Genomic DNA, 25,395 nt, shown 5'->3' with positions numbered 1-25,395 from the left:
CTACAGTCTGAAAGCCTCTGATAATCAGAAGCATGAAGATGTTAACTAAAATATTTTCGTACAGTTTCAAAGCAATCGTATTCCATAATTTTTTCGCCATATTCCTCAAGGCGATGAATTGTGAAATTAGAAGGGCTTAAAAACTCTTTAATAATCGCGTTTTTATCATGACGATTTAAATCATCGTCTGCATTCGCAAAGTCTACTACAAGATAGTAACTACCTTCATATTTGAATAATGAGGAATCCACTAAGTCATCTGTCATCCGTTTTGCAACGGGGATTAACTCATCAATATCTTTAAATTTATAAACATAAATGTCTGTATCCATAAATAACTCTGATTCATCCATGTCACCAAATTGAGTTAATTGACTAAGTAGATCCTCTCCAACTTCGTCAAATGGGGCAAACATACTTTTTTGTTCATCAAAATGTGAATGACCATCTAATGTTTCACCGTCTTTTAAAATATGTGCACGTGTGACAATGATTTCTAAGCCTACTTCTGACGCATTGATATGAATCCAAATCGGACCTTCTACATCAAAATAATCTTCAGTGTTCACTTCATCAATCATATCCCAAAAAAGTTGTTCACCCTTTGCTCGGTTGTACCAAATTTCTTCACGACTATAGCCGCGATCCTCTATATCATTGTACGTAATAAAGAGCTTGAGTGTATTCTCATTTACACGTTCGATGTCCACTAGACCTCATCTCCCTTCACTGTCATTTGTCGAAAAACAGTATTATTTCATTAGTATGCTTTGATTCATTGTTTTTAACCTTCATACTCCTTTGTTTTTCAACCTTTGACCACACCACAGAAAATCATCGAGCAACCGTAATCGTAATTTTTTTGGTCACAGTTGTCTCTAATTCTATTGTATGCTGTTCTTTCATAAAATGAAAAGGATATACACCGTTTCAAAGAAGATATTTGAATAATTGAAATTGTAGTAAACTATTTGTATTAAATCAAGTTTAACATACTTTTACGGAAATATATGACTTTTACCTATTAAATATTAGTTTTGAATGAAGGTTTTTACATAAGTAAAACATAAAAAAATAGATGTCACAACATGCTTTTGCATTTGTAACACCTACTACATCATTCTATGCAGTCTAAGTGGGTTTTAGTTCACCATACGCTGTGCTTCTTGTAATTGATAAGCTCTAACCTTACGCGGTAAAAATCGTCGAATTTCATCTTCGTTATAGCCTACTTGCAGTCTTTTCTCATCTAAAATTATTGGTCGGCGTAATAATCCAGGATATTCTTGAATTAATTCATATAAGCGTTGTAAAGGTAAGCTCTCAACATCTACATTCAATTTTTGGAATATCTTAGAACGAGTGGAAATAATTTCGTCTGTTCCATCCTCCGTCATTCGTAAAATCTCTTTGATTTCACTAATGCTTAACGGTTCAGAAAAAATATTACGTTCTGTATAAGGAATTTCATGCTCCTCTAACCATGCTTTTGCTTTACGACAAGACGTACAACTTGGTGATGTAAATAAAGTAACTATCATACTGACACATCCTTTCTATTTGTATTCGTTATCTATAAACCAATTTCTTAAATTAGAATTAATGTAATGTAAATCTACAGTTCCATTATACAGCACTCTGCTGTATTTGAATATAGTTCCAAGGAAAAAAAGAATACAGGATATATGACTTTGTTACAAAATATTCTGTCTATTAATACTACCTTAATGTATTCAATTAAGTATTCACTTTCTTGGTATGTCCAATGAACTAATAATAATATTCCCAGTAACAAGTCATTTTAAACATGAATTTCTCGAAACTAGTTGTTCTCAATTAAAAAACACAAACGAGAATAATGTCATGTAGACGTGTACAATTAAGACGTACTTTAGATAATATTGGTTTCCTTTTTTTACAACACAAAAAATTTCAGTCATAAGACTGAATTTACAGGCTTGCATTTAACTAAGTCTTTATACTATAATTTTGTGCAACAAGAGAAGCGCATTTGCGCCAGTCTGGATGGTCAACAGTTTTTTGATTGTTGTTCTCGAAAAGACACTCTCTACACATTAAATAGTGTAGTTAAAAACGCTGACGAAGAGTAGTACATTTGCAATATACATGTATAGAGAGTCTGTGGTTGCTGGAAACAGACCATGTATGCATTTGGAATGGACTTCCGAGTTAGCTTTGTGAACGTTCAAGTCTTCACTTGACCCCATTAGCAAAGCTCGTCCCTTCACGTTACGAAGCAAAGTGGCCTTTTAAGGTAAGCAGGGTGGTACCGCGGATTCGAACATCATTCGTCCCTTCATTAGTTTATTCTAATGAGGACGCATGATGTTTTTTTATTTTTCGAACCCCGAGGAGGAACTAATTATGACAACTATTTTTTCAGGCGTACAGCCAACAGGTATTGTAACATTAGGCAATTATCTTGGTGCATTCAAGCAATTCCCAGCACTACAGCATGAAGGGAATGCTATTTACTGTATCGTTGACCAACATGCCATTACTGTTGCGCAAGATCCAAAAGAGTTACGTCAAAACATCCGTAATTTAGCGGCTACTTATATTGCGACTGGAATTGACCCTCAAAAGTCAACGTTATTCATTCAATCTGAAGTACCAGCTCATGCACAAGCGGGATGGATGCTACAATGTGTCACTTCTATTGGTGAACTAGAGCGTATGACACAGTTTAAAGATAAATCACATGGTAAAGAAACTGTTTCAGCAGCTCTTTTAACCTATCCACCATTAATGGCGGCTGATATTTTATTATATAACACGAATATTGTTCCTGTAGGGGATGATCAAAAACAGCATATTGAGCTAACACGTGACCTTGCAGAGCGCTTTAACAAACGTTATGGTGAAGTGTTAACGATTCCTGAAATCCAATTACCAAAAGCTGGAGCTCGTATTAAATCATTACAAGAACCTACAAAAAAAATGAGCAAATCTGATCCAAATACAAAAGCAACGATTAAACTTTTAGATACAGCAAAAGATATCGAGAAAAAAATCAAATCTGCTGTCACTGACTCTGATGGTATTGTGGCATTTGATGTTGAAAATAAACCAGGTGTTTCAAACTTACTAACGATTGAATCCGCTATTTCAGGTGTAGCAATTGAAGATTTGGTGAAAAAGTATGAAGGCATCGGATACGGTGGCTTCAAACAAGGTGTCGCTTCAGCAGTAATCGACCACCTAACACCAATTCAAGAAAGATTTTATAACCTTGTAGAGTCATCTGAACTGGACATTATTTTGGATGAAGGTGCAGAAAAAGCAAATGCTATTGCAAGCGCAACTTTAAAGCGTATGGAACAAGCAATGGGCTTAGGCCGCACAAACCGCTAAGAAAGGAATTAACATATGCTCTGTGAACATTGTCATCAAACAATCAAAACCCTTCTATTAGAAGGTGACTTTGGTGCAGATCCATTATGGTGTGGCCATTGTCACGCCAATTTAGAATTAGAGCAACTGCCTTTAGACGAGTCCCTATTAACGGAGCTGACAACATGGATGTGTAACTTCGGCGAATGGATTGACCTTGAAACAGATTCATTTATTGATGGTATGGATACTTTAGCGAAAAGCCATGATGTACAAGGTGAAGACTTGGCCAAAAAAGTAGCAGAAGCATTCGCCATGCCTGTGATATTCAAGTCTTATCTTTAAGATTCGCTGTTTTATCGAAACCAAAGTCGAGCACAACACTACAAAGAACAATACAAGCTCCAATGGCGATATAAAACTCAGTTGTGTGCATGATAAATTTTAAGACTACTGACCAAGAATAACCAAGTGTCCGATAGTTCAAATATAAAATTAAATTGCCAATAGAAAGTATCATTAAGCCATAGCTCATTAAAAATATAAAAAGACGAAACAAATAAACGGCATCCTTTCTATTTCTTCTTACTTTCTTTTCTATTCGCTAACTTTAAAAAAAAGACGTCAGCCTTGTAAATTAGGCTGACGTTTTTTCATTATTCCTCTATTTTTTTGAATAATAGACTTGCGTTATGACCACCAAAACCAAGAGAATTACTCATTGCATATTCAATGTTCGCCTTACGCGCTTCATTTGGTACATAATCTAAATCGCACTCAGGGTCTGGCTCAGTTAGGTTAATTGTTGGAGGTAAAATGCCCTCTTTCAATGCTAGTGCTGTAAAAATCGCTTCAACACCACCAGCAGCACCTAATAAGTGACCTGTCATCGATTTAGTAGAACTCATTGCTAATTTATAAGCATGTTCACCAAAGGCAGTTTTTACAGCTTGTGTTTCAAATAAATCGTTGTACGGTGTACTTGTTCCGTGTGCATTAATGTAGCCTACTTGTGAAGGGTCTACGCCACCATCTTGTAATGCTTGCGTCATTGCACGTGCAGCACCTTCACCTTCTGGAGCTGGTGCAGTAATATGATGCGCATCGCCAGTTGAACCGTAACCAAGAACTTCAGCATAAATTTTTGCGCCACGCGCTTTTGCATGTTCATATTCTTCTAAAATAACAATTCCGGCACCTTCACCAATAATAAAGCCGTCACGGTTTTTATCAAATGGTCGAGAAGCTGTTTGAGGATCCGTATTTAAAGATAATGCTGTATTTGCACAGAAGCCTGCCACTGCCATCGTCACGATTGGTGATTCGGCTCCACCAGAAATCATCACATCTGCATCTCCACGCTCAATTACTTTAAATGCATCACCGATTGAGTTCGTACCTGATGCACAAGCTGTTACTGAACAAGAGTTGATTCCTTTCGCACCAAAGTGAATAGATACTTGACCTGAAGCCATATCTGGAATCATCATTGGAATAAAGAATGGACTAACACGACGTGCGCCACGCTCTTGGAATGTTAGAAATTGTTGTTCATATGTTTCCATACCACCGATACCAGAGCCAATCCATACACCTGCACGCGGTGCTAACTCTTCATCGATTGTAAGCTGTGCATCTTCCATCGCCATAATTGACGCAGCTAGTGCATAGTGCGTGAAACGATCCATTTTACGAGCTTCTTTACGTTCAATATACTTTTCAATATCAAAGTCTTTTACTTCAGCCGCGATTTTTGCAGCGAATAGGTCTTTATTTAAGCGTGTTAATTCACCAACGCCTGATTTACCAGCTTTAATGTTTGCCCATGTTTCTTCGATGCTATTACCTAGTGGTGTTACTGCGCCAATTCCTGTAATTACTACTCGTCGTTTACTCATTGTCTTACTCCTCTCAAGCAATTATCGTTTTTATTTTCCCCATCTTAATGCAACGGCACCCCATGTTAAGCCACCGCCAAAACCGACAAGTACTAATAGATCATCATCTTTTATCTTACCTGCTTCAAGCTCTTCTACTAAAGAAATACCAATAGAAGCAGCCGATGTATTGCCATATTTGTGAATCGTTTTTGACATTTTTTCCGCTGGTAATGCTAAACGTTCACGTGCCGATTCCATAATTCGAATATTCGCTTGATGCGGAATTAGAAAATCAACTTCTTCTTTTGTTAAACCTGCTTTATCTAATACATTTACTGCTGATTCACCCATTTGGCGTACAGCAAACTTAAATACTTCGCGACCGTTCATCGCAATTGTATCCTGTTGCGTTAAATATAGATGTTTGCCGCCTGTACCGTCTGCCCCAAGCTCAAATGATAAAATCCCTCTACCTTCTGATACTGGGCCAACAATGGCAGCACTAGCACCATCACCAAATAAAACAGCCGTATTACGATCTTCCCAATTAATGACTTTTGACAGCTTTTCAACACCTACTACTAAGACATATTTATAAGCATTTGATTCTACAAATTGTTTTGCTGTCACTAAGCTATATATAAATCCTGCACAAGCCGCTGCTTGGTCCATTGCTGCTGCATTTACCGCACCAATTTGCTCTTGAACCATACATGCTACACTAGGAAATGTTTGATCTTGCGTTACAGTTGCTACAAGTATTAATCCTATTTCTTCAGGCGTAATACCTGCTTTGGCTATAGCATCTTTCGCAGCAGCTACTGCTAAATCTGAAGTTTCTTGATTATCTGCAGCAAAATGACGTTCTTCAATTCCAGTACGAGTTCGAATCCATTCATCCGACGTATCCATAATTTTTTCTAAGTCAAAATTCGTCACGACCTTTTCAGGAACGTATCTGCCTAAACCTATAATACCTGCGTTCATATAGCAACCCCTCTGCTTTCTTACTATCAATTATTAGTAACTGGTCATAATTATAACTCATAATTAAGGAATGGTGCAAGATGATTTAAAATTAGTATAGCAAATGCTTGTACTTCACATAGCTTTCGATAGTTCAATTCACGTTTTCGTTGGTGACACTTCTGTTCTGTACAGCAGGGACTTTGTGAATCGCTGGTAAAACTGTGCAAATCGCTACGAACACTTTGCGTTGCACCACTAAAACCATGCAAATCGCCGCAAACACTTTGCGTTGCGCACTCTACTACTTTGTTGTGACAAAATTGCCATAAATCACAAAACACAATACATCACTTTTTGATAAAAGGTTCTTTTTTTTTCGACTTATGTTATGATATGATAATGTATATGTAATAAAATAGTTCGGTTGAGGTGAAATTAATGCAATATATCGTAACGTTCATATGGTCATTCTTACTAGTTTCCATGTTAAACTACGTAGTAAGTGCTGTAATCGGAGTACCATTTGATTTCCAAACTGGTGCGATTCTTTCAGTTGTATTCTCTGTACTAATTTTTGTTATTGGCGCAATCATTCCAAACGAGCCAACTCCAGAAGCTGCAGACCATCATTAATCAAATTATAAAAAACCTGTCTCGCCTAGTGCGAGACAGGTTTTTTTCTATTTATTATTTTTCCACTACACACTGACCATCACACATTTTAATATGCAAAGTTTCTCCAGGCAGTACTTCACCACGTAATAACTCCTTGGCAACCGCTGTTTCAATATAACGTTGCACAAATCGTTTTAACGGACGAGCCCCAAACTGTGGATCTGCACCTTGCTCGACAACCCAATCTATGACGTCTTGTGCGACATCTAACGTAATTTCCTGTTCAGCTACACGTTTTACAAGCTGCTCAACATATTTCCAAGCAATCGCTGTAAAATGTTCTTCTGATAACGCATGGAACAGAATAATATCATCCATTCGGTTTAATAACTCTGGTTTAAAGTGTTGACGTAGTGCTGCCATCACTAAATCTTCTACTGCCGGATCATCTTTTTGTGCCTCCATTAAATAGCTAGAACCAATATTAGATGTTAAAATTACAACGGTATTTGTAAAGTTAACCATTCGTCCTTGACTATCTGTAATGCGACCATCATCTAAAATTTGCAATAATATGTTCGCTACATCTGGATGCGCCTTTTCAATTTCATCGAGTAAAACGACAGAATAAGGATTACGGCGAACAGCTTCTGTTAATTGACCGCCTTCTTCATAGCCAATATAGCCGGGAGGTGCACCTACGAGACGTGATACACTATGTTTCTCCATATATTCACTCATATCAATACGAATAAAATGCTCCTCTGAATCAAATAGCTGTGCAGCAAGTGCTTTAGCTAGCTCTGTTTTACCAACACCCGTTGGCCCTAGGAATAAGAAGCTACCAATTGGACGATGTGGGTCTTTAATGCCTGCTCTTGCACGCCAAACCGCTTCTGTAACAAGTTGAACAGCATTATCTTGCCCTACCACCCGTTCATGTAACGTATCTTTTAAACGCAATAATTTCTCACGTTCCCCTTCAACTAACTTTGTAACAGGGATACCTGTCCAACGAGATACAATAGAAGCAATCTCTTCCGAAGTCACTTCTTCACGTAAAATACGTGTCTCACTACCGTTTTCTAATTGCTTTTCCATCTCTTGAATTTCTTTTTCAAGTGCAGGAATTTTCCCATGTCGTAATTCCGCTGCTTTATTTAAATCATATTTACTTTCCGCTTCGTCTAAATCACGACGGTACTTATCTAGTGACTCACGTTTTTTCTGGATACCTTGCAGTGTTTCTTTCTCTGCTTCCCATTGTTGACGCATGCCTTCGGATGAACTTTTAAGCTTTGTTAACTCTTCTTGTAATTGTTCAAGACGTTTTTTACTCGCCTCGTCCTTTTCCTTACGCAATGCTTGTTCTTCAATTTCTAACTGCATAATACGACGAGTCACCGCATCTAGCTCTTGTGGCATCGAATCAATTTCTGTTCGAATCATCGCACATGCCTCATCGATTAAATCAATCGCTTTATCTGGTAAAAAACGTTCCGTAATATAGCGATTTGAAAGCTCAGCAGCAGCTACAATTGCTCGGTCATGAATGCGCACTGCATGATGTAGTTCAAAACGTTCTTTTAAACCACGTAAAATCGAAACGGTATCTTCAATAGATGGTTCACGTACAAGCACTTGTTGGAAGCGACGTTCTAAAGCAGGATCTTTTTCAATATACATACGATATTCGTCTAATGTAGTCGCTCCTATACAATGAAGTTCACCACGTGCAAGCATTGGCTTTAACATATTACCTGCATCCATTGCACCATCCGTTTTACCCGCACCAACAATTGTATGAATTTCATCGATAAATAAAATAATGCGCCCTTCAGATTCTTTCACTTCTTTTAGCACACCTTTTAATCGTTCTTCAAATTGCCCACGATAACTTGCACCAGCTATTAATGCACTCATATCCAGCTCATATAGCACGCACTCTTTTAAACCTTCTGGCACATCACCTTTAACAATACGTTGTGCCAAGCCTTCTACGATGGCTGTTTTACCAACCCCAGGTTCACCAATTAACACAGGGTTATTTTTTGTTTTACGTGTTAAAATTCGAATGACATTACGAATTTCTTCATCACGCCCAATGACGGGATCCATTTTGCCGTTTTTTACTTCTTCGACTAAGTTACGACCAAATTGCTCTAATGGTTTTTTATCATCTGTTTGTTGAAATTGCATAATAGCACTCCTCTTCCCTTTTCATATTTTTATCCTAATTTTGTTTTATGAAAGTTTGACCTTTTTTGACTAACTTTATTTTACAACAATCGACAAAGCCAAGCAAAAAAAAAGCTCAAAAATTTTACACTGGCCAGTGGGAAATTACGCTATAATAGTGGTATGTTTCGTTGTTTTAGTATATCGAAATGATTATCATCATCCTTTTGTAATACAGGTAATTTTTATTACAAAAAGAAAGAGATGTGTTTGATATATGGTACTAAAGGATAGTACACAAGAGAAAATAAAGGCTCTTTTTCAAAATAATGGCGTTTTCATCAAAGTGAATAAGGATAGTAAAATTTTCTTAGAAGGAGAACGTGCTAAAGAAATATATTATATTAAAACAGGCGCTATTTCGATTAGTCAGGAAACCGAGAGCGGCAAAGAATTAACCGTTCGAATTTGCGGTCCTGATAGTATAATTGGCGAGGGTTCATTATTTTGTAACCTCACGTATTTTTCGATGACGGCAAAAGTTTTAGAATCTTCCACGTTATATGTTTTAAGTCGTAAATCATTAGAGCACCTATTAGTTGAGCAACCGCAATTAATGGTAGAGTATATGAAGTGGTTGCAAACAGAAAATTTAAAATACCAAAGTCGTCTACGCGATTTAGTATTAAACGGTAAAAAAGGTGCTTTATTTTCAACGCTTATTCGCCTTTCGAATACGTACGGTAAGCCATTAGAAGATGGGTCAATTTTTATTGATTTTCCATTAACAAACTCTGAGATTGCGAACTTGTGTGCAACAAGTAGAGAAATGATTAACCGTATGTTGAACGATTTAAAAAAGCATCATATTCTATCCTTCGAAAAAGGCTATATTACGATTATAGATTTGCAATATTTAAAAGATGAAATTGCTTGTGAAAATTGTCCATTGCAAATTTGCCGTATTGATTGATTTAACAATTAGCCTTTTATTGCATCTTGGTTTTTTCTTCATATATTCACAAGGGGCTTGAACTAATTCCCTTCAGAATGCCCGTGTATATCCGACATTCCGCCTGTTAACAAAAAATGAAGGAAGCTAAATATAAAATCCCCGCTTACAGTTATGTGCAAGCAGGGATTTTTTATTCACTAGAAGAAACCAATTTCCTAACGAACGCCTAACGCCATTTTCGCATAGCGAGACATCTTATCTTTTGACCAAGGTGGATTCCATACAATATTGACATTTGTACTTTTCACTTCTGGTAGTTCACTTAAAGCTGTATTCACTTGATCAACAATCACTGGTCCCATTGGGCATCCCATTGAAGTCAGTGTCATTGTAACGGTCGCTAAACCTTCGTCATCTAACTCTACATCATATACTAAACCTAAGTTGACGATATCAATACCAAGCTCAGGGTCAATTACATTTTCTAATGCACTTAGCATGCTGTCTTTCATATCTTGATCCATTTGTATTTCTCCTTCCAACATAGTGTTAACTTAATCATAGCAGATGCTTCTTATTATGCCAAATGCTGTGCAAGCCATTCCGTTGCTGCTAGCATACCATCACGTGTCACGGCATGACCAGCATGTTTATCTGCAATAAATTTTAAATTGCTCGGATTTTCTTCATAGTATGCACGTAATGTACAATAAAAATCATACGTATCCTGAAATGGTACGGTTTTATCTTGCTCACCATGCCAAAAGAACACAGGTCGTCCAGCAAACTGTTCCGGCGTTAAACTAATATCATACGTTGCGAGAAGTGCGTTTGTTTTTTGTACTTCTTGTTCTGACATCGGCCACTTTACACCACTTTTAGCCAATTGCTGTAATTGGTAGGCTCCTAATTTAATAAAAGTTGGACTACCCATACATATTGCCGCAGTTTGTATCCAATCATAAAGCTTTAAACAGCCAGATGTAACGATGGCTCCCATTGAAGTACCGGCTACACCAATTTTATCGCTAGCTACAAGTTGCTTATTCTTTAATTCTTTATATAATTGTTTTACTTCATGAATAGAATTTAAGACAATGTCCCAAAAATGTAAATTCATTTGAGTCTCTGTTAATCCTTCACTACGTGCACCATGGAATTTTGCATCTGGTAGTAGGACACGCACCCCTTTATTTACCAACTGGTAAGCATAATGTAAATTATGTTCTTTTGCACTCATAAAGCCATGTAAGAAAATAACTACTGGGGTTTTTTCATTCATATTGTCTGTATATATATGTAACAAAGGAATCTGTCCCCATATTTCAGTCTTTACAAACATTCTTGTCACTCCCAACTTTTGTCTGACATTTTTATGTTAGCAAACTTTTTTCAATGTGACAAAATTTTGACGAACGGATAACAAAGCGATACTATTCAAACATATAGGAAAGGGGCAACAAGCTATGAAACAGCATTTAATCGTTTTAGATTTAGACGGTACGTTATTAACGGACCAACAACAAATTTCTTCAAAAACTAAAAAAACATTATTGCAGGCTAAGGAACAAGGGCATCAAGTTATGATTGCCACAGGTCGTCCATATCGTGCAAGTGACATCTACTATCATGAACTTGGTTTAACAACACCGATTGTTAATTTTAATGGAGCCTATGTCCACCACCCTAAAAATGCTGCTTGGCAAACCATGCATACACCGATTGATTTAAGCGTTGTAAAAGAAGTGGTTGGTTCGGTCAATCACTATGAGTATGAAAATATAATTGCTGAAGTGAAGGACGACATCTATGTGCACACGGAGGATGATCGGATTTTAAATATTTTTAACATGGGCAATCCCAAAATTACATTGGGTGATATTTCTACAAATCTATTAGTCAATCCAACGAGTCTACTAATTCAAGCAAACGAAGTAAATTCTATGATTATTCGCGACCATTTACAAGCTGTCCATGCTGAAGTGATTGAACATCGTCGTTGGGGTGCTCCACTTCACATTATTGAAATTGTTCGCCGTGGCTTAAATAAAGCAGTGGGTATTTCACATGTAGCGAAAGATTTAGGTATTCCACGTGAACGTATTATCGCTTTTGGCGATGAGGACAATGATCTAGAAATGATTGATTATGCAGGTATTGGAGTCGCTATGGGGAATGGAATCCCTAGCTTAAAAAACATTGCCAACGAAATTACAACAACAAATAATGAAGATGGCATTGCTAAAATACTTATTGAACGCTTAAAATTATCATAGTTAAAGTATCATTTCCAGTTATTCAAACTTTATTCTGTAGAAGCTTTTCATCTCTAATGCTTGTAAAATTTGATTTTTATTTGTACACTTGAATGCTTATACGTCTAGTAAAGAAAGTTATAGCTTTTGGCAAGCTTCTAGATTTAGAAAAGCGAATCTAATGCTATTATTGTAAATCATGACGAAATAGAATAATACCAGCATGTCTAGTAAATACAGTTTTTTAGGAGGTCAAGATGATGAAAATTTTTACTGATAGTGGCTGTGATTTACCAAAGTCATACTACGAAGAGAATGATGTCATTCTACTTCCGCTACGTGTACAAGTAAATAACCATGAATATGATGATGTCTTGTCGATTGATTCGAAAGAAGTTTATGATGCTATTCGCCAAGGGGCTCATCCAAAAACATCGCAAGTTTCACCAGAGCTCTTTCTGCAACAGTTCGAAAACCTAGCAAAAAGCGGTGAGCAAGGTATCTACATCGCCTTTTCATCTGAATTATCAGGTACGTATAGTACAGCTGTAATGATCCGCAACCAAGTTCTTGAACAATATCCAACATTAAAGCTCGCAATAGTCGATTCGAAATGTGCCTCATTAGGCTATGGCTTAGTCGTTGAAGAAGCTGTGCAACTTCGAAAAGCAGGTACTTCGCTTGATGAAATCGAAACAAAAATACAATTACTCGCTTCACAGATGGAGCATCTGTTTACAGTGGAAGATTTAGATTACCTTGCAAAAGGAGGTCGTGTTTCGAAAGCGAGTGCCTTCCTTGGCGGACTCCTTAGCATAAAGCCTATTTTGAACGTAGAGGACGGTAAACTCGTACCAATTGAAAAATCACGTGGTCGTAAAAAAGCCATTGCGCGTATGTTGGATTTAATGCAAGAGCGTGGTGGCAATTTTGCTGATAAAATTGTCGGAATTAGCCATAGTGATGACTTGGCCTTTGCTAACGAAGTAAAAGCATCCATACAAGAAAGATTTGCACCAAAAGCAGTCCAAATGACAATGATTGGCTCTGTTATCGGCTCCCATGTTGGGCCTGGTACAATTGCAATTTTCTTTACGAATAAAAGTTATCAGGCGTAGTGTGAAGCTGGTAGAAGTCTACTTAGACAAATCGCCATTGCAGGCAACTACGCGCACAGCAAAAAAGTGTTAGATTGATTGCAATCAATCTAACACTTTTTCAATTAGTTATTTTCACTGGCAGCGTCTTGTTGTTGACGACGTTTTTTTCCACGTTTAATAATAATAATAACGAAGCCAATAAATACAACATAGACCAATCCAAGCGCAACCATGTAAGGAACATTTAGCCCCTCATCGTCCTTCACTTGATAAATTTCTACGATTTCACGGTCTAGTATTACTGGATAAACATTTTTTTCATTAATTCGCACCTTTTCTTCTTGTAAAATACCGTTTAGCATTTTACCCTCACCAATTTGATCTGGTGTTAAATCGACACGTTGTGTTTTTCCTGTATTGTTCACCATAATAATCCATTGCTCTTCATCGGATTTTCTCGTAAACACAAGTAAACCATTGTCATTTGTAATAACTTCGAAATCACCTTTTCGTAATGTCGCTGATTGGTTACGTAATGACTGTACGTTTTTAATATAGTCAATTAACTCTTCATCTGTTTTGAAATTGTATAATTGATGCGTGTCAGGTTTCTCTTCCCCATTCATGGCAATTTCGGTACCATACTGAACAACTGGAATACCAGGCAGCATAAATAACGCACCCATCGCCATTTTCAGTCGTGTTGGTGGGAACATATTTTCAGAAGCAGAATCAAATGTAAAGCGATATGTTTGTAATGAATCAATCATAATTTGCGTTGGCTTTTCACCAGCAAGAGGCTCCATTAGCTTTGAAGAGTCCTGATCTACATTTTTGAAAATATTACGGTAAATCTCTGCTGTAGCTGGTGAGAAGGATGCATCAAAATTCGCATCACTTTCTTCATTCGAAATCACATATAACGATTTGTTGGTACTTTTTAACGCCTTAATCATGTCATTAATAAATGCTGTGTCAGCATCCGCAATATTCGTTAAACGTAAGCCACCCACATCATATGTAGAAACAAATTCTGTTGCTGATTCGATTAAAGCAGCTTGAACATCTTTATTCGTTAAATCCCACTGAATGTGCCCATTATTTGTTGAGGCAATCCAGTTTTGCTTTGCTGCATCTTTTGCCCACTCATGATTAGGACTTACATTATTTAAAGGAAAGTCCACCATCATTGACATATTTTTTTCTTTATATGCCTTCACCACACTTTGGAATTCTTCTGCTGTTCCAAAATGCTCTTCGATTGTACTATAGCTCGTTGGCATAGAACCATCGTATACTTCTGTGTCAAAAATTGTCCCAATGGATACGATTGTATAGCCCATTTCGCCAATAAATTTTAGTTTATCTAGTAGACCGGTGAAGTCGCCACCTGCAAATTTCGTTGGGTCTTGCGTATTTGTATCATAATCGTTAGTGCCTGAGCCATTAAAGAAACGGTCAACGAGTAAATCAAAAATGCTTTCTTCAGCAATCGTTCTTTTTTGTACTTCATCCGCGTGTGCAGGTGTTGCGCCTATTAATGAAGTTGCCAGTAAAAGCGATGCAGCTGTCGCGCTTATCCACTTCTTAAATTTCACTTTTATTCCCTCTCTTTCAAACCAATCCAACGTCATTTTACCAAATAAAACAGTAACGTTGCTATCATTTCAAAATATTTTACCGAAATGCAAAATGAATTACGACAAAAAGGTGTCAAATTAAGTTAACTTAAAAACACAGAAATTTCAGAATCGTTCTGGTGTCTGGCACTTCAAGAAAATAAAAGAGCCGTGAAGAACAACTTCACGGCTTTTATTAAACATTATGCAAGGAAATTGAATCCCATTGGTAGCTTGAATCCTAAGAACATTGTAATCAGTAAAAATACTGCAAATAAAATCCAGAACATTGTTGTTGGCTTGTTTTTCTTTTGACGAACTAACACCATTTCCATCATGCCAATAACGAAAATACCGCCTAAAAATTTAAAGCCATAAAGCATTCCTTGACCGAATTTCATCGCTTCAATAAATAATGCCCCGCCAGTAATAATAATTAAAATGTAGAATAAACGTAATAACATATGTAAGCCTTTGGACTGCTTACCACTAAGTGCTGCAATTAAAAAGATTACGATGCCAACTACCCAAGTTGTAATGTGCAAATGTGTTTGGTTAGTTAAAAAATCCATTTTTGTCCCACCTCATTTTTTTTCTATCAAACTCTATCCTATCATGCAGTGGTAATGGTTTCAAATATTACAAGTTGTGTTCACAAAATTGAATGAATTTACGTCTAAACGTCATGGATTCCAGACTTTCGAACTTGCTTAATAAAAAAATCTATGACAGCTACCAGTGCTTGATTTAAGGGAGCTTTCTGTTAGTTATTTGCTATTCGTCCACCTTAGAAAAGTGATGAGCTGTGCTGAGTCAAATTAAAAAATCCGCGGAGCTTACACTCACGCGGACTAGCTATATTATTCAAAATGATTAACTAACGTACCGATACCTTGAATGGATACTTTCACGGTATCACCCGCTTTTAAATATTGCGGAGGATTCATGCCTTTACCAACGCCTGCTGGTGTACCCGTTAAAATCACATCACCTGGCTCTAGCGTTACATGTTGGGATAAAATCGATACGAGCGATTCGACCGTAAACATCATATCTTTCGTTGTACCATTTTGACGTACTTCATCATTTACTTTTGTAACAACTGTTAACTCTTGCGGATTTGGAATTTCATCCTTTGTTACAAGGTATGGTCCTAATGGGCATGTGCCTTCTAGGCTTTTACCTAAGAAAAATTGTTTATGTTTATCTTGAAGGTCACGTGCTGTAATATCATTCGCAATTGTGTAGCCAAATACATAGTCAAAAGCTAAGTTTTTCGGAATGTTTTTCCCACGTTTACCAATGACTACTGCAAGTTCCCCTTCATAATCCATTTTTGAAGAAAGATCTGCATGGATTGATAGTGTTTGACCATCAGCCGCAATAGCAGTTGGCGATTTTGTAAATACCATTAAATCGATTGGTGCTGCTTCTGCACCCATTTCTTTTGCATGCTCATCATAGTTTTTGCCAATACACATAATATTTTTTGGTGTGCGCGGAATTGGAGATAACCATTCAATCACTGTAAATTCACGCTTGAAGCTATTCGCACGGTCTGATTTTTCCGCTGCTTCTACTAATTTACGAATTTGTTCAACAAAATCGAAGCCTAAAGCAATGCCATCAACAATTGAACTTGAAAAAGAAGGGAGAACTTGTAATTCGTTTTGAATAGCGAGTACATCCCATACCGCTTCTTCTTTTTTTACTTTTGGTCCAAAACTTACATGTCCACCTAATTTAAATGATAAAATTTTCATGATTTTAAGAGCTCCTTCTTTTTTCTACATGATACAACAATATGATATAAATTACCTTACTTTTACGATAACAATTTTTAATGTTGCTAATTCTCTATTAATTAAGCATGTTACGCACAAAATTTAGCTTGATTCAGTTTTCGTCTTATATGTTAACTTACGCCAAATTGCTTCTAATGGGCCTTGCTTCCATTTTGTAAGCCAAATTTCTGCAAAAATCATTTGCACGACAATAATACCGATAGCAATTAATACACCTGTAGCTACACTTACTTTCCCATACCAACCTAATCCAAATTGATAAAATATAAATGTGCCAATCATGGATTGCAGTATGTACATCGTTAACGACATGCGTCCAATTTTTGCAAAAGGACTAAGTATTTTTGGTATGACTGGAATCAGACAAAGTAAAACAACAAGGCCAATATAGCCAACTGATAAAATCGGCCCACCGATATAGACCTTTATATAATCAAGTAAATACGTACGTGTAAATAGGATAGGTACACTTTTCAAAAATATACCAAGTGCCAACCCAGCTATCGCAAGTGCTAACCACAGCCATTTCAGCTCTTTTGCACGTTCTACTAAATGCCATTTGGAGGCAGCTGCACCTATTAGCATATACGGTAATATCGTAAATAATGACGCAATCCACATCCCGATTCCCGCTTGAATAGATAAGTCAGATAAACGCTGTAAAAAGGCATCCATCCAACTACCAGTACCATAAGCTGTGATTGCCTTTTCCACACCAGTAATATCCAAGTACGTTTCAATCTCCGTATTAAAGTTAATATAACCTACTACAAGCAACATAAAAACATGCATCAATCCATTGATAAGAATACCCGTTACGAATAGCCAGATGGGATGTAAACGTAAAAGCAACAGCAGAAAAACGCCACAGAAGGCATACATCATTAAAATATCTCCCCACCAAATAAGGAGCGCATGCAGCAAACCGAACATAAATAAAACAGTTAACCTTCGGAGTCCTGTTCCATAAAAGTTTTGTTCACGACTTTGAGCTTTTTGCCATTGTAGCGCTAATCCATAACCAAATAATAAGGAAAATAAAGGATAAAAACTACTTTGCACATAAATATCTAAATTTTGTTGCCAAACAATATCTGACGGTGTTGTAAACCATGACGCTAAATCAATGTGTGGCATTGGCAAATAAAAAGCATACATATTGACGACTAGTATACCTAGCAAGCTAATTCCACGTAAAATATCTAATGTTGCGATTCGTTCCTGCAACATCGTCGGTTTCAAATTCACAAAATAGCCTCCTCTTCTTTCTAAGTCGTTAAACTACAATGCGCATCCTTCTGCGCTTTCAGTAAACTTCGATCAAGCTGACTTTCCACGCAGAAGTTTGCCTATTGTTTTTAACATTGCTGAAAGGAATACTTCATTTTACAGGCAAAGGATATTGACCCTACGCATAAATCGCCTGCTCAATATCAAATAAGTACAACACTTTCTCATATACTTGTATGTGTAAAATCGACTCAAGTGCCTCGCTATAAACACGTAGTTGCACCCCATAGCGACCTAAAAGTTCCTTCGATAACGCCGGCTCCTCTGCAAATTGCCGCCCAATGCGGTCGGTTTTATAATCGAGTAATATCCAGTGACCGTAGACATCCTCAAACAAGCAATCGACAATCCCTTGCACAATTTGAGCGTCGCCATCCTCATCCACGCAGCTTATCGTAAATGGCATTTCTCTTCGAATTTGCTTCGCATTTTTAAAACGTTGGCCAATATCGGTTGTAAAGAAACGGTAAATTTTCTCACACGGAACAATCTTGCTCTCTGCCTCGGTTAGCAGTTGTTTTACCACTAACTCAGTGACAAATTGCTCCACTTCTTGCACTGTGCTAAAGCCACATTGTGGTACATGCTGCATGACCGTATGAATGGCTGTCCCCATTTCCGCACCTGTAAGCTGCTTATCTTGTAAAAAGGTTGGTCGTGGGGCAATCGTACCCTTATTCTTTTTAGGAGCGGTAAAATAGTATTCTGGCTCCTCTAGACGTTGTAAGCTTTCTAGACGTTTAATTTCACTAACAGATGTTTTCGAACGCTTCTGTGTCGATTTTTGATATGCATATTGAGCTTGGAAGCGAGCTGTAATTTCTGCAAGCAGAGCTGCGTCCTCTGGCGTTGTGAACATCTGTTGCACATCTTCATCTAACGCTTGCGTTTCATACATAAAATGATGTGTTGAAATGGCTCTTACCCACCAATGCGAGAGATCTTGTCTTGCTTTATACGAAGTACTTGTAATAGCTGCAAAATCAGCATGTCTCGCAACAGCTGGCCCAACCCAGTCAAAATAACTATTTGCACGCGCGCGTAAATAATCTTGCAAAGGAGCATCCACAGGCAAGTTTTGCGCGTCCAGCCAGGAATCAAGTGTTTTATCCCAATTTTTTACGGAGCCAATTAAAATAAGTCGTTCCTTTGCACGCGTCATTGCTACGTACAACACCCGCATTTCTTCGGCTCTCATCTCCAGCTCTTTTTTCTCCTTCATCGCTAGAAATGGTAAAGAAGTATAGGTAATCCGATTTTCAGGGTCAATTGCTTTAACTGCAAGCCCATAATCTTGGTCAAATAAATACGGATTGTGGAAGTCCATTTTGTTAAAAGGTCGTCCCATTCCTGCAACAAAAACAACTGGGTACTCTAAACCTTTGGATGAGTGAATTGTTACAAGTCTCACTACATCGTCTTTTTCACCAATCGACTTTGCTGTTCCTAAATCATCCCCACGCGTTCGCATTCTATCTATAAAGCGTAAAAAGCGGAACAACCCTCGAAACGCCGTCTTTTCATACATTAATGCGCGATCGTGTAAAATGCGTAAATTTGCTTGTCGTTGTTTACCATTCGGCATGGCACCAACCATTTCATAATAATGTGTATCCAAGTAAATTTTCCAAATTAAATCCGACAAAGAGCCACGACGTGCTAAATCTCGCCAGTTTTCAAATGCCAACATAAAACGTTGAAGCTTCTCAAATGTTTCGGATTGCACACCATGTCCTTCACTGCGTATAAATTGCCTTAATGCATCATAAAACGGTGTTTTAGTATCTGCTAAACGAATTTTTGCGAGCTCATTTTCTGTTAAGCCAACAAACGGTGCACGTAATACAGAAGCTAATGGTATATCTTGATATGGATTATCGACAACTTTTAGTGTGTTCAACATAATCATCACTTCTAAGGCATCGAAATAACCTTTAGATGACTCTGCATAAAGAGGAATGCCTGCCAACTTAAATTCCTCGACCAAATCTGTAGACCACGTCATAGAGCGCATTAAAATGACAATATCACTGTATTTTAAAGGACGTTCTGTTTTTGTTTTCGTATCGTATACCGTTGTTCCCTCTTCCATCAATTGTCGAATGCGATCAATTATAAAACGTGCCTCATATTGTGATTTCTTCAGTTCCTCAAGCTCTGATGCTTCAGTTATACTTTCTTCCATTTCTTCATCCGCTGCCTCTTCCTCTGGCGGATGTAAAATCACGAGCTCAACAGGTACCTCTTTCGCATCATACGGCGCTGCTGGCTTCAATGAAGCATTGTCATCATATTGTATTTCACCGACACGTTCATCCATAATTTGTGCAAACACAAAATTGGTTGCGTTTAAAACTTCACTACGACTACGGAAATTGGCATTCAAATCGATGCGCATCCCCGTCGTATCAGGATTTTCTACAAACTCCCCATACTTCCGCATAAAAAGTTTAGGTTCCGCTAAACGGAAGCGATAGATACTTTGTTTTACGTCACCAACCATAAAAAGGTTGCCATCGTGCTCATCGCCTAGCTTGACCAATTGTAAAATGGTTTCCTGTAGCATATTCGTATCTTGGTATTCATCCACCAGCACTTCTTTAAAACGTCTTTGTAAATCTAACGCAACGGGCGATGGCTGTAATTCGCCCTCTACCTCTTCCGTTAAGATTTGCAGGGCATAATGCTCTAAGTCGGAGAAATCGATAATACCTCGCTCTAATTTCGCAAGACGGAATTGCTGGCTAAAAATAGACGTCAAGTCAACTAATGTTGCAATCGTTGGCGCCATCAGTCTAATTTCTTCCAGCAAACGTGCAGGTGTACGAACAAAATAAGTATCTTTTAACTTATTCATTATTTTTTTAGCAGCCTCACGCTTTTTCTTCGCTAGCTCTTGAAGCTCCAAATCGACTAAAGCATCCTTGGATACCCGTTTTAATGTCGACCACTTGACTGTTGAAAAATAATCAAATAGCTGTTGCCATGTGCCCTCTTGACTGATACGAATCCCTTCCTGAATCATTGCAAAATCAATTTCAGCGGTTTCAGCATATGGAGCCGGTCCATCTGGCTGAAGCGTTATCGCACGCATTTCAGAAATGAGAACGAATGCTTCTTCAAGGCTATGTTTTAAAGTTAATTTTACATATTTAGATAAATCTAAATCATCTATTGTCACATCGTCCGCTAGCTGATAGCTTTCTGGTAAGCTCGTTAACCATTTTTGTGGTTCAGCATGGACACGCGACGTATCATAAAGCTTACTTATTAATGTTTCAATCGCTTGATCATCACGATCTGATGTAAAACTATCGACAAGTTGATAGATTGCATGAATTCGCGCTTCGTCATCTGTATCATAGGCAGATTCTAGCACGTCAGCTAATATATCATCTCGGAGCAAGGCGATTTCTGCCTCATTAGCAATTCGGAAACCTGGGTCTATATCGAGCAAATAAGCATACTGCTTAACAATTGCTAAACAAAAGGAATGCAATGTCGAGATTTGCGCTTTATTGACTAGGCTCAACTGACGTCGCAAATGGCTCGACGTCGGATTTGCTGCAATTGCTTTTTCAAGCGCCTCTGCCATACGATGACGCATTTCAGCTGCGGAAGCATTCGTAAACGTTACGACAAGAAGTTCGTCCACATTCATTGGATTTTCTGTTGCCACAACCTTTTCAATCATGCGATTAATCAAGACCGCCGTTTTACCAGAGCCTGCAGCTGCTGAAACAAGTGTATCTTGCCCACTTGCATAAATCGCTTTCCACTGATCATCCGTCCAAGTGACATTCGCTGGTTTGACAGGTATTTGCTGCACCATGTTAGTTCATCTCCTTGCGAATTTTTTCGACAACTTCTACTGGCTTTACTTGCTGTAGCTGACGATAACTTTGTTTGCCATCAGATGGGTCAAATTGGCATACTGCTGCAAATTGACAGTAATCACACGCTGTTTTTGCTTTTAGCTTATAAGGACTTATAGCCGTATCCCCTGCTAAAATGCCGTTGCCAGCCTCTTGATGCTTACGGCGGACAAAATGCTGGAGATTTTTCATATCATTAACGGGCACGATGCGTGATTGTGATTCAGAAGGGGTACCATCCTTTTTCATATAAACCGGAATAATTTGTGAATGCCCGCTCGCTTCCTCAAGCTGCTCATCCATCGAGTAAATAGCCTCAGGATTTTCAGTTAAAAGTCCCTTCATTTTGTATTGCTTTAACCGATCTTCTTCAATCTCACTGTCACTCAAGTCCTTATCCAGTTTTAACATCGGATTATGGACATGGACATAAAGCACACCAGCAGGCTCTGCATCGCCAGATAACCAATAGGATGCATTCTCCATCGCTACATCTAAATACGTTAGCACCTGCAATGATAGGCCATGATACACTTCATTTAAATCTAAGTCACGAGCAGACGATTTATAATCGACTATTCGTAAATACGAGCGATCATCAATCGATGCACTATCCACACGGTCAATACGACCGCGCATGTACATTTTTTTGCCACCTTGCAAATCAATTTCCAATGGCGGTAGCTGTTCATGCTGCCCCGGCCCGAACGATGCTTCAATAGCAATTGGTTTAAAGTGTGACACATTGGCATGCTGTGTCAGTGCCATCATCGTGCGCTCTACAATGCGAATCAGCTTACGTTGAATATAACGATAACGTGCACTAGATAATAAAATTTGGTGAGAGAAAACGGGCACAATTTGCTCTACTGCCTGTCGTGCAAGTTGTTGAATTTGCTGTTTTGATAAACGAATCCACGACAGTTGTAAACGGTGCGTCTCTTCGGTAATCCATTTCAATGCTTCATGGAACAAATCACCCATTGCAAATGTCTCTAAACGATATTCTGCTCGTTCCTCTAAACGAAGCCCATACGTCGTGAAGTGAGAAAACGGACAACGGAAGTATTTTTCTATACGTGACACACTTGAAGTGAGCTTGCGACCATATAATTCTTGTGTAATATAACCTTCTAGCGGTTCTGCCTCATTTTTATGTGTCATTGGATGCATCAGGCGACGTAAAATTAATGCCCAGTATGGATCTTGTTCATAATATTTTTGTAAAGCAACCCATTCTGGTGCAAGTTCACGACTATGCTCCGCTTGCCTTAATTGCAGCATTAAATGAGCTAACGCTGTACGAGGATGGCGAATATAAGGCAATACATTATCATCAAGTAATTCTATCGGATCAATGACAACACGCTCGACGTTTACCCCACTTAAAAGACCTGCCGTTTTTTCATTTCCTATAATTTTCTTTATATATAACGAGGATATTAAAGCTTTCCCCTCTTCATCCGCCGTTGGATAAGTCATATAAAGCTTGTCAGATGGCGTAGTTATTGCACGATACAATAAAAAGTTTTCCTGTAATAGCCGATTTTTAGATGTCGGTGCTAATTCATAGCCAATATGCGTAAACCATTCACGTTCTACATCAGACAATAGACCTTCATAATCCAGACGTGTAGGATAGACGCCATCGTTCATTCCTAGAACAAAGGCAACTTTTATGTGTGATAGGCGCGCTAAATCGACCGTTGCCACCATCACTTCATCTAAAGTTGGAGGAATACGCGCGAATTCTAATGTATCAAAACCTTCATCTAAAATCTTTGCCGCTTCCTGTACCGACATTTCTTGCTCGCCAAACATGTAAACAAACTGATCGAGTACGGCGATCCATTCTTTCCATGCTTGATCATGCTCACTTGCGGCTAACGCCTCTCCTCTATCCAATTCACGATCTTTCATGATTTGAAGCTTGTCATATACTTGTACTTCTTCTACTAGCTCAAATAACGCTGTTGCCACATCTCTACCCGTTTTCGCCAGTATAAGCTTGTCCTGTAACGCTTTTAATGGTGTGCGAATTTCGTCGCGAATGGCCTCAATTTCTGTCTGCATCGCACGTTCTTCGTCTGTTTGCACACGAGAATGGAATTCAAGCCCGCGATATTTTTTATAAAACCAACGAGATTCGTCAAACCAACGCTCTCCGTAAATTCCTTGCGCTAAACAGTAATTTTCAAGACGGTCAGCACGTTCACGCCAAACACTGTTATCAGCATGTAATGGGAAAAATAAATCTGTTTTCACACTTCTGAAAAGCGGTTCATATTTCCAATTTGAAATAACAACTTCCAATGCAGATCGACTAAATTCAATTAACGGATGGTGAAGCATCGTTTTTTTTGTATTCACAAAAATAGGAATGTCGTATTGCTGAAAAATTGTTGAAATTAGCGGATCGTATACGTCTGCTTGCCTATACAGCAACACTATATCTTGATAACGATAGCCCTCCTGCCTCGTCAGCTTCGTTATTTCCCGGGCAATGGCATGGATTTCAGCCCGACGATTTGAGGCTTCAAAAACTTTCACATCACCTGTGGATTTTTCTGTTTGGGGCACCATATCCGCAAATGTTGCTTCTACATGCTGTAAGTCTTTTGACTGAAATCGATGGGTTTTGATAAAATGCAACGGTGCTTCGACTTCAATGCCATTGTCATATGCTATATCATGCAAGCGTTGACTTGTAGTTGCCGCTTCATTGAATAATGCCTGCTCATCTTTAGCTTCTTCCATATGATCATACGGTAGCACAACCGTTACTTGCTTCGTCACCTTTAGTAATTCTTTTACAAGCTCTAGCTCTCTTACAGTAAAGGCAGTAAAGCCATCTATATAAATTGTTGCCTGTTTCATCGTCTCAGAAAATTTTAAGTGCTCGGTTAAAATCGGGTAATAGCCTTCACTATCGACATAAGTTGTACCGAGTCGAGCTTCTAATGCTTGTAAAACAATGTATAAATCATTGATTTTCGCCTGTAGTGTATGAGGTGCATCAATCGCCTTTAAAGAGGTTGTTACATCACTTAAAACTGAACTGTTCACGCTATAACGGCTAAATTCGCGTAACAACGTTTCAATTTCCTCTGTAAAGCCCCGCTTACCAGCAGCTTGTCGAAATAACGAAAAATCACTCTTCTGCTCTTCTAGCAATTTTCGAATAAGCATTCGATAACCATAGCCATTTACTTCTTGGCGAGCAATACCCCCTGTTTCTTGAAGTACAAGCCAAGCTAAGCGTTTAAACGTCATCACTTGTGCACGTATGAGCCCGTGCAAACCATGTCTATTTGTCAGTTCATATTCAGTTGAATAAGACATTTGGTCAGGGACAATGATAAAAATAGGGTGACCTAATGGATCGGTATTTAATTGTTCGACTATTTCTCTATGAATATAAGCCGATTTTCCGGTACCTGCACGTCCTGATACAATTCGTAATGTCATTCATGCTTCCCCCTATTCATTAAAAAATTATA

20 protein-coding genes and 1 other annotated feature are annotated in these 25,395 nt (G+C 38.1%); of the genes, 6 read left to right on the top strand and 14 right to left on the bottom strand.

Annotation, left to right across the window (positions count from 1 at the left end):
• Positions 1-41: 41 nt before the first annotated feature.
• Both mecA and spxA read right to left on the bottom strand, forming a co-directional pair.
• Complete coding sequence (mecA, locus tag T479_RS03425; protein WP_024362528.1) at positions 42-710, bottom strand: adaptor protein MecA; 669 nt, start codon at positions 708-710, stop codon at positions 42-44.
• Positions 711-1,142: 432 nt separating this feature from the next.
• Positions 1,143-1,538 (bottom strand): transcriptional regulator SpxA, encoded by a 396-nt coding sequence (gene spxA, locus T479_RS03420; protein WP_024362527.1) that lies wholly within the window; start codon positions 1,536-1,538, stop codon positions 1,143-1,145.
• A gap of 550 nt (positions 1,539-2,088) precedes the next feature.
• Positions 2,089-2,320 (top strand) — a binding site (T-box leader).
• 65 nt (positions 2,321-2,385) lie between these two features.
• Between spxA and trpS the strand changes: the two genes are divergently transcribed.
• Both trpS and T479_RS03410 read left to right on the top strand, forming a co-directional pair.
• Complete coding sequence (trpS, locus tag T479_RS03415) at positions 2,386-3,375, top strand: tryptophan--tRNA ligase (protein ID WP_025218673.1); 990 nt, start codon at positions 2,386-2,388, stop codon at positions 3,373-3,375.
• A 15-nt stretch (positions 3,376-3,390) separates the two neighbouring features.
• Complete coding sequence (locus T479_RS03410) at positions 3,391-3,699, top strand: immunity protein CdiI family protein (RefSeq protein ID WP_025218672.1); 309 nt, start codon at positions 3,391-3,393, stop codon at positions 3,697-3,699.
• On the opposite strand, the gene T479_RS03405 is transcribed toward T479_RS03410, so the two are convergent.
• The 3 genes from T479_RS03405 to T479_RS03395 all read right to left on the bottom strand — a co-directional run bounded on the left by T479_RS03405 (position 3,683) and on the right by T479_RS03395 (position 6,221).
• The gene (locus T479_RS03405) at positions 3,683-3,913 is read right to left on the bottom strand and encodes a YuzI family membrane protein (RefSeq protein WP_025218671.1); all 231 of its coding nucleotides are present in this window, start codon (positions 3,911-3,913) and stop codon (positions 3,683-3,685) included. The two genes, T479_RS03410 and T479_RS03405, sit on opposite strands and share 17 nt — an antisense overlap.
• 97 nt (positions 3,914-4,010) lie before the next feature.
• Positions 4,011-5,252 (bottom strand): beta-ketoacyl-ACP synthase II, encoded by a 1,242-nt coding sequence (fabF, locus tag T479_RS03400; RefSeq protein WP_024362523.1) that lies wholly within the window; start codon positions 5,250-5,252, stop codon positions 4,011-4,013.
• Positions 5,253-5,282: 30 nt separating this feature from the next.
• On the bottom strand, positions 5,283-6,221 hold the full coding sequence (locus T479_RS03395; RefSeq protein WP_024362522.1) for a beta-ketoacyl-ACP synthase III: 939 nt from the start codon (positions 6,219-6,221) through the stop codon (positions 5,283-5,285).
• A gap of 420 nt (positions 6,222-6,641) precedes the next feature.
• On the opposite strand from T479_RS03395, the gene T479_RS03390 reads away from it, so the two are divergent.
• Positions 6,642-6,836, top strand: a complete 195-nt coding sequence (locus T479_RS03390) for a YjzD family protein (protein ID WP_024362521.1) — start codon at positions 6,642-6,644, stop codon at positions 6,834-6,836.
• A gap of 54 nt (positions 6,837-6,890) precedes the next feature.
• Here T479_RS03390 and T479_RS03385 read toward each other — a convergent pair whose 3' ends face one another.
• The gene (locus T479_RS03385) at positions 6,891-9,017 is read right to left on the bottom strand and encodes an ATP-dependent Clp protease ATP-binding subunit (protein WP_080653320.1); all 2,127 of its coding nucleotides are present in this window, start codon (positions 9,015-9,017) and stop codon (positions 6,891-6,893) included.
• Between the two features lie 256 nt (positions 9,018-9,273).
• On the opposite strand from T479_RS03385, the gene T479_RS03380 reads away from it, so the two are divergent.
• Entirely contained in the window at positions 9,274-9,969 is a 696-nt protein-coding gene (locus T479_RS03380) for a Crp/Fnr family transcriptional regulator (protein WP_024362520.1), read from the top strand.
• Between the two features lie 197 nt (positions 9,970-10,166).
• On the opposite strand, the gene T479_RS03375 is transcribed toward T479_RS03380, so the two are convergent.
• Complete coding sequence (locus T479_RS03375; protein ID WP_024362519.1) at positions 10,167-10,475, bottom strand: metal-sulfur cluster assembly factor; 309 nt, start codon at positions 10,473-10,475, stop codon at positions 10,167-10,169.
• A 53-nt stretch (positions 10,476-10,528) separates the two neighbouring features.
• Positions 10,529-11,293, bottom strand: a complete 765-nt coding sequence (locus tag T479_RS03370; RefSeq protein WP_025218670.1) for a serine aminopeptidase domain-containing protein — start codon at positions 11,291-11,293, stop codon at positions 10,529-10,531.
• Positions 11,294-11,417: 124 nt separating this feature from the next.
• Between T479_RS03370 and T479_RS03365 the strand changes: the two genes are divergently transcribed.
• Together T479_RS03365 and T479_RS03360 are read left to right on the top strand one after the other, a co-directional pair.
• Positions 11,418-12,227 (top strand): Cof-type HAD-IIB family hydrolase, encoded by an 810-nt coding sequence (locus T479_RS03365; RefSeq protein WP_024362517.1) that lies wholly within the window; start codon positions 11,418-11,420, stop codon positions 12,225-12,227.
• A gap of 239 nt (positions 12,228-12,466) precedes the next feature.
• Complete coding sequence (locus T479_RS03360) at positions 12,467-13,324, top strand: fatty acid kinase binding subunit FakB (RefSeq protein WP_025218669.1); 858 nt, start codon at positions 12,467-12,469, stop codon at positions 13,322-13,324.
• Between the two features lie 104 nt (positions 13,325-13,428).
• On the opposite strand, the gene T479_RS03355 is transcribed toward T479_RS03360, so the two are convergent.
• The 6 genes from T479_RS03355 to addB all read right to left on the bottom strand — a co-directional run bounded on the left by T479_RS03355 (position 13,429) and on the right by addB (position 25,363).
• On the bottom strand, positions 13,429-14,904 hold the full coding sequence (locus T479_RS03355; RefSeq protein WP_025218668.1) for an alpha-amylase family glycosyl hydrolase: 1,476 nt from the start codon (positions 14,902-14,904) through the stop codon (positions 13,429-13,431).
• A 224-nt stretch (positions 14,905-15,128) separates the two neighbouring features.
• A complete protein-coding gene (locus tag T479_RS03350; protein ID WP_024362514.1) occupies positions 15,129-15,497 on the bottom strand; it encodes a YisL family protein in 369 nt (122 codons plus the stop codon).
• A 288-nt stretch (positions 15,498-15,785) separates the two neighbouring features.
• Positions 15,786-16,688: a fumarylacetoacetate hydrolase family protein gene (locus tag T479_RS03345; protein WP_024362513.1), complete on the bottom strand. Its 903-nt coding sequence runs from the start codon at positions 16,686-16,688 to the stop codon at positions 15,786-15,788.
• A 123-nt stretch (positions 16,689-16,811) separates the two neighbouring features.
• Positions 16,812-17,978: a DUF418 domain-containing protein gene (locus T479_RS03340; protein WP_025218667.1), complete on the bottom strand. Its 1,167-nt coding sequence runs from the start codon at positions 17,976-17,978 to the stop codon at positions 16,812-16,814.
• Positions 17,979-18,138: 160 nt separating this feature from the next.
• The gene (gene addA / locus T479_RS03335) at positions 18,139-21,852 is read right to left on the bottom strand and encodes a helicase-exonuclease AddAB subunit AddA (protein WP_025218666.1); all 3,714 of its coding nucleotides are present in this window, start codon (positions 21,850-21,852) and stop codon (positions 18,139-18,141) included.
• 1 nt (position 21,853) lies between these two features.
• Positions 21,854-25,363, bottom strand: coding sequence for a helicase-exonuclease AddAB subunit AddB (gene addB, locus T479_RS03330; protein ID WP_025218665.1), 3,510 nt, complete (start codon positions 25,361-25,363; stop codon positions 21,854-21,856).
• Between the last annotated feature and the right edge of the window lie 32 nt (positions 25,364-25,395).

Source organism: Lysinibacillus sphaericus (assembly GCF_000600105.1).
GTDB classification, from domain to species: domain Bacteria; phylum Bacillota; class Bacilli; order Bacillales_A; family Planococcaceae; genus Lysinibacillus; species Lysinibacillus sphaericus.
Note: the sequence above shows the minus strand (reverse complement) of the source record. Positions and strands in the feature narration are given on the sequence as shown.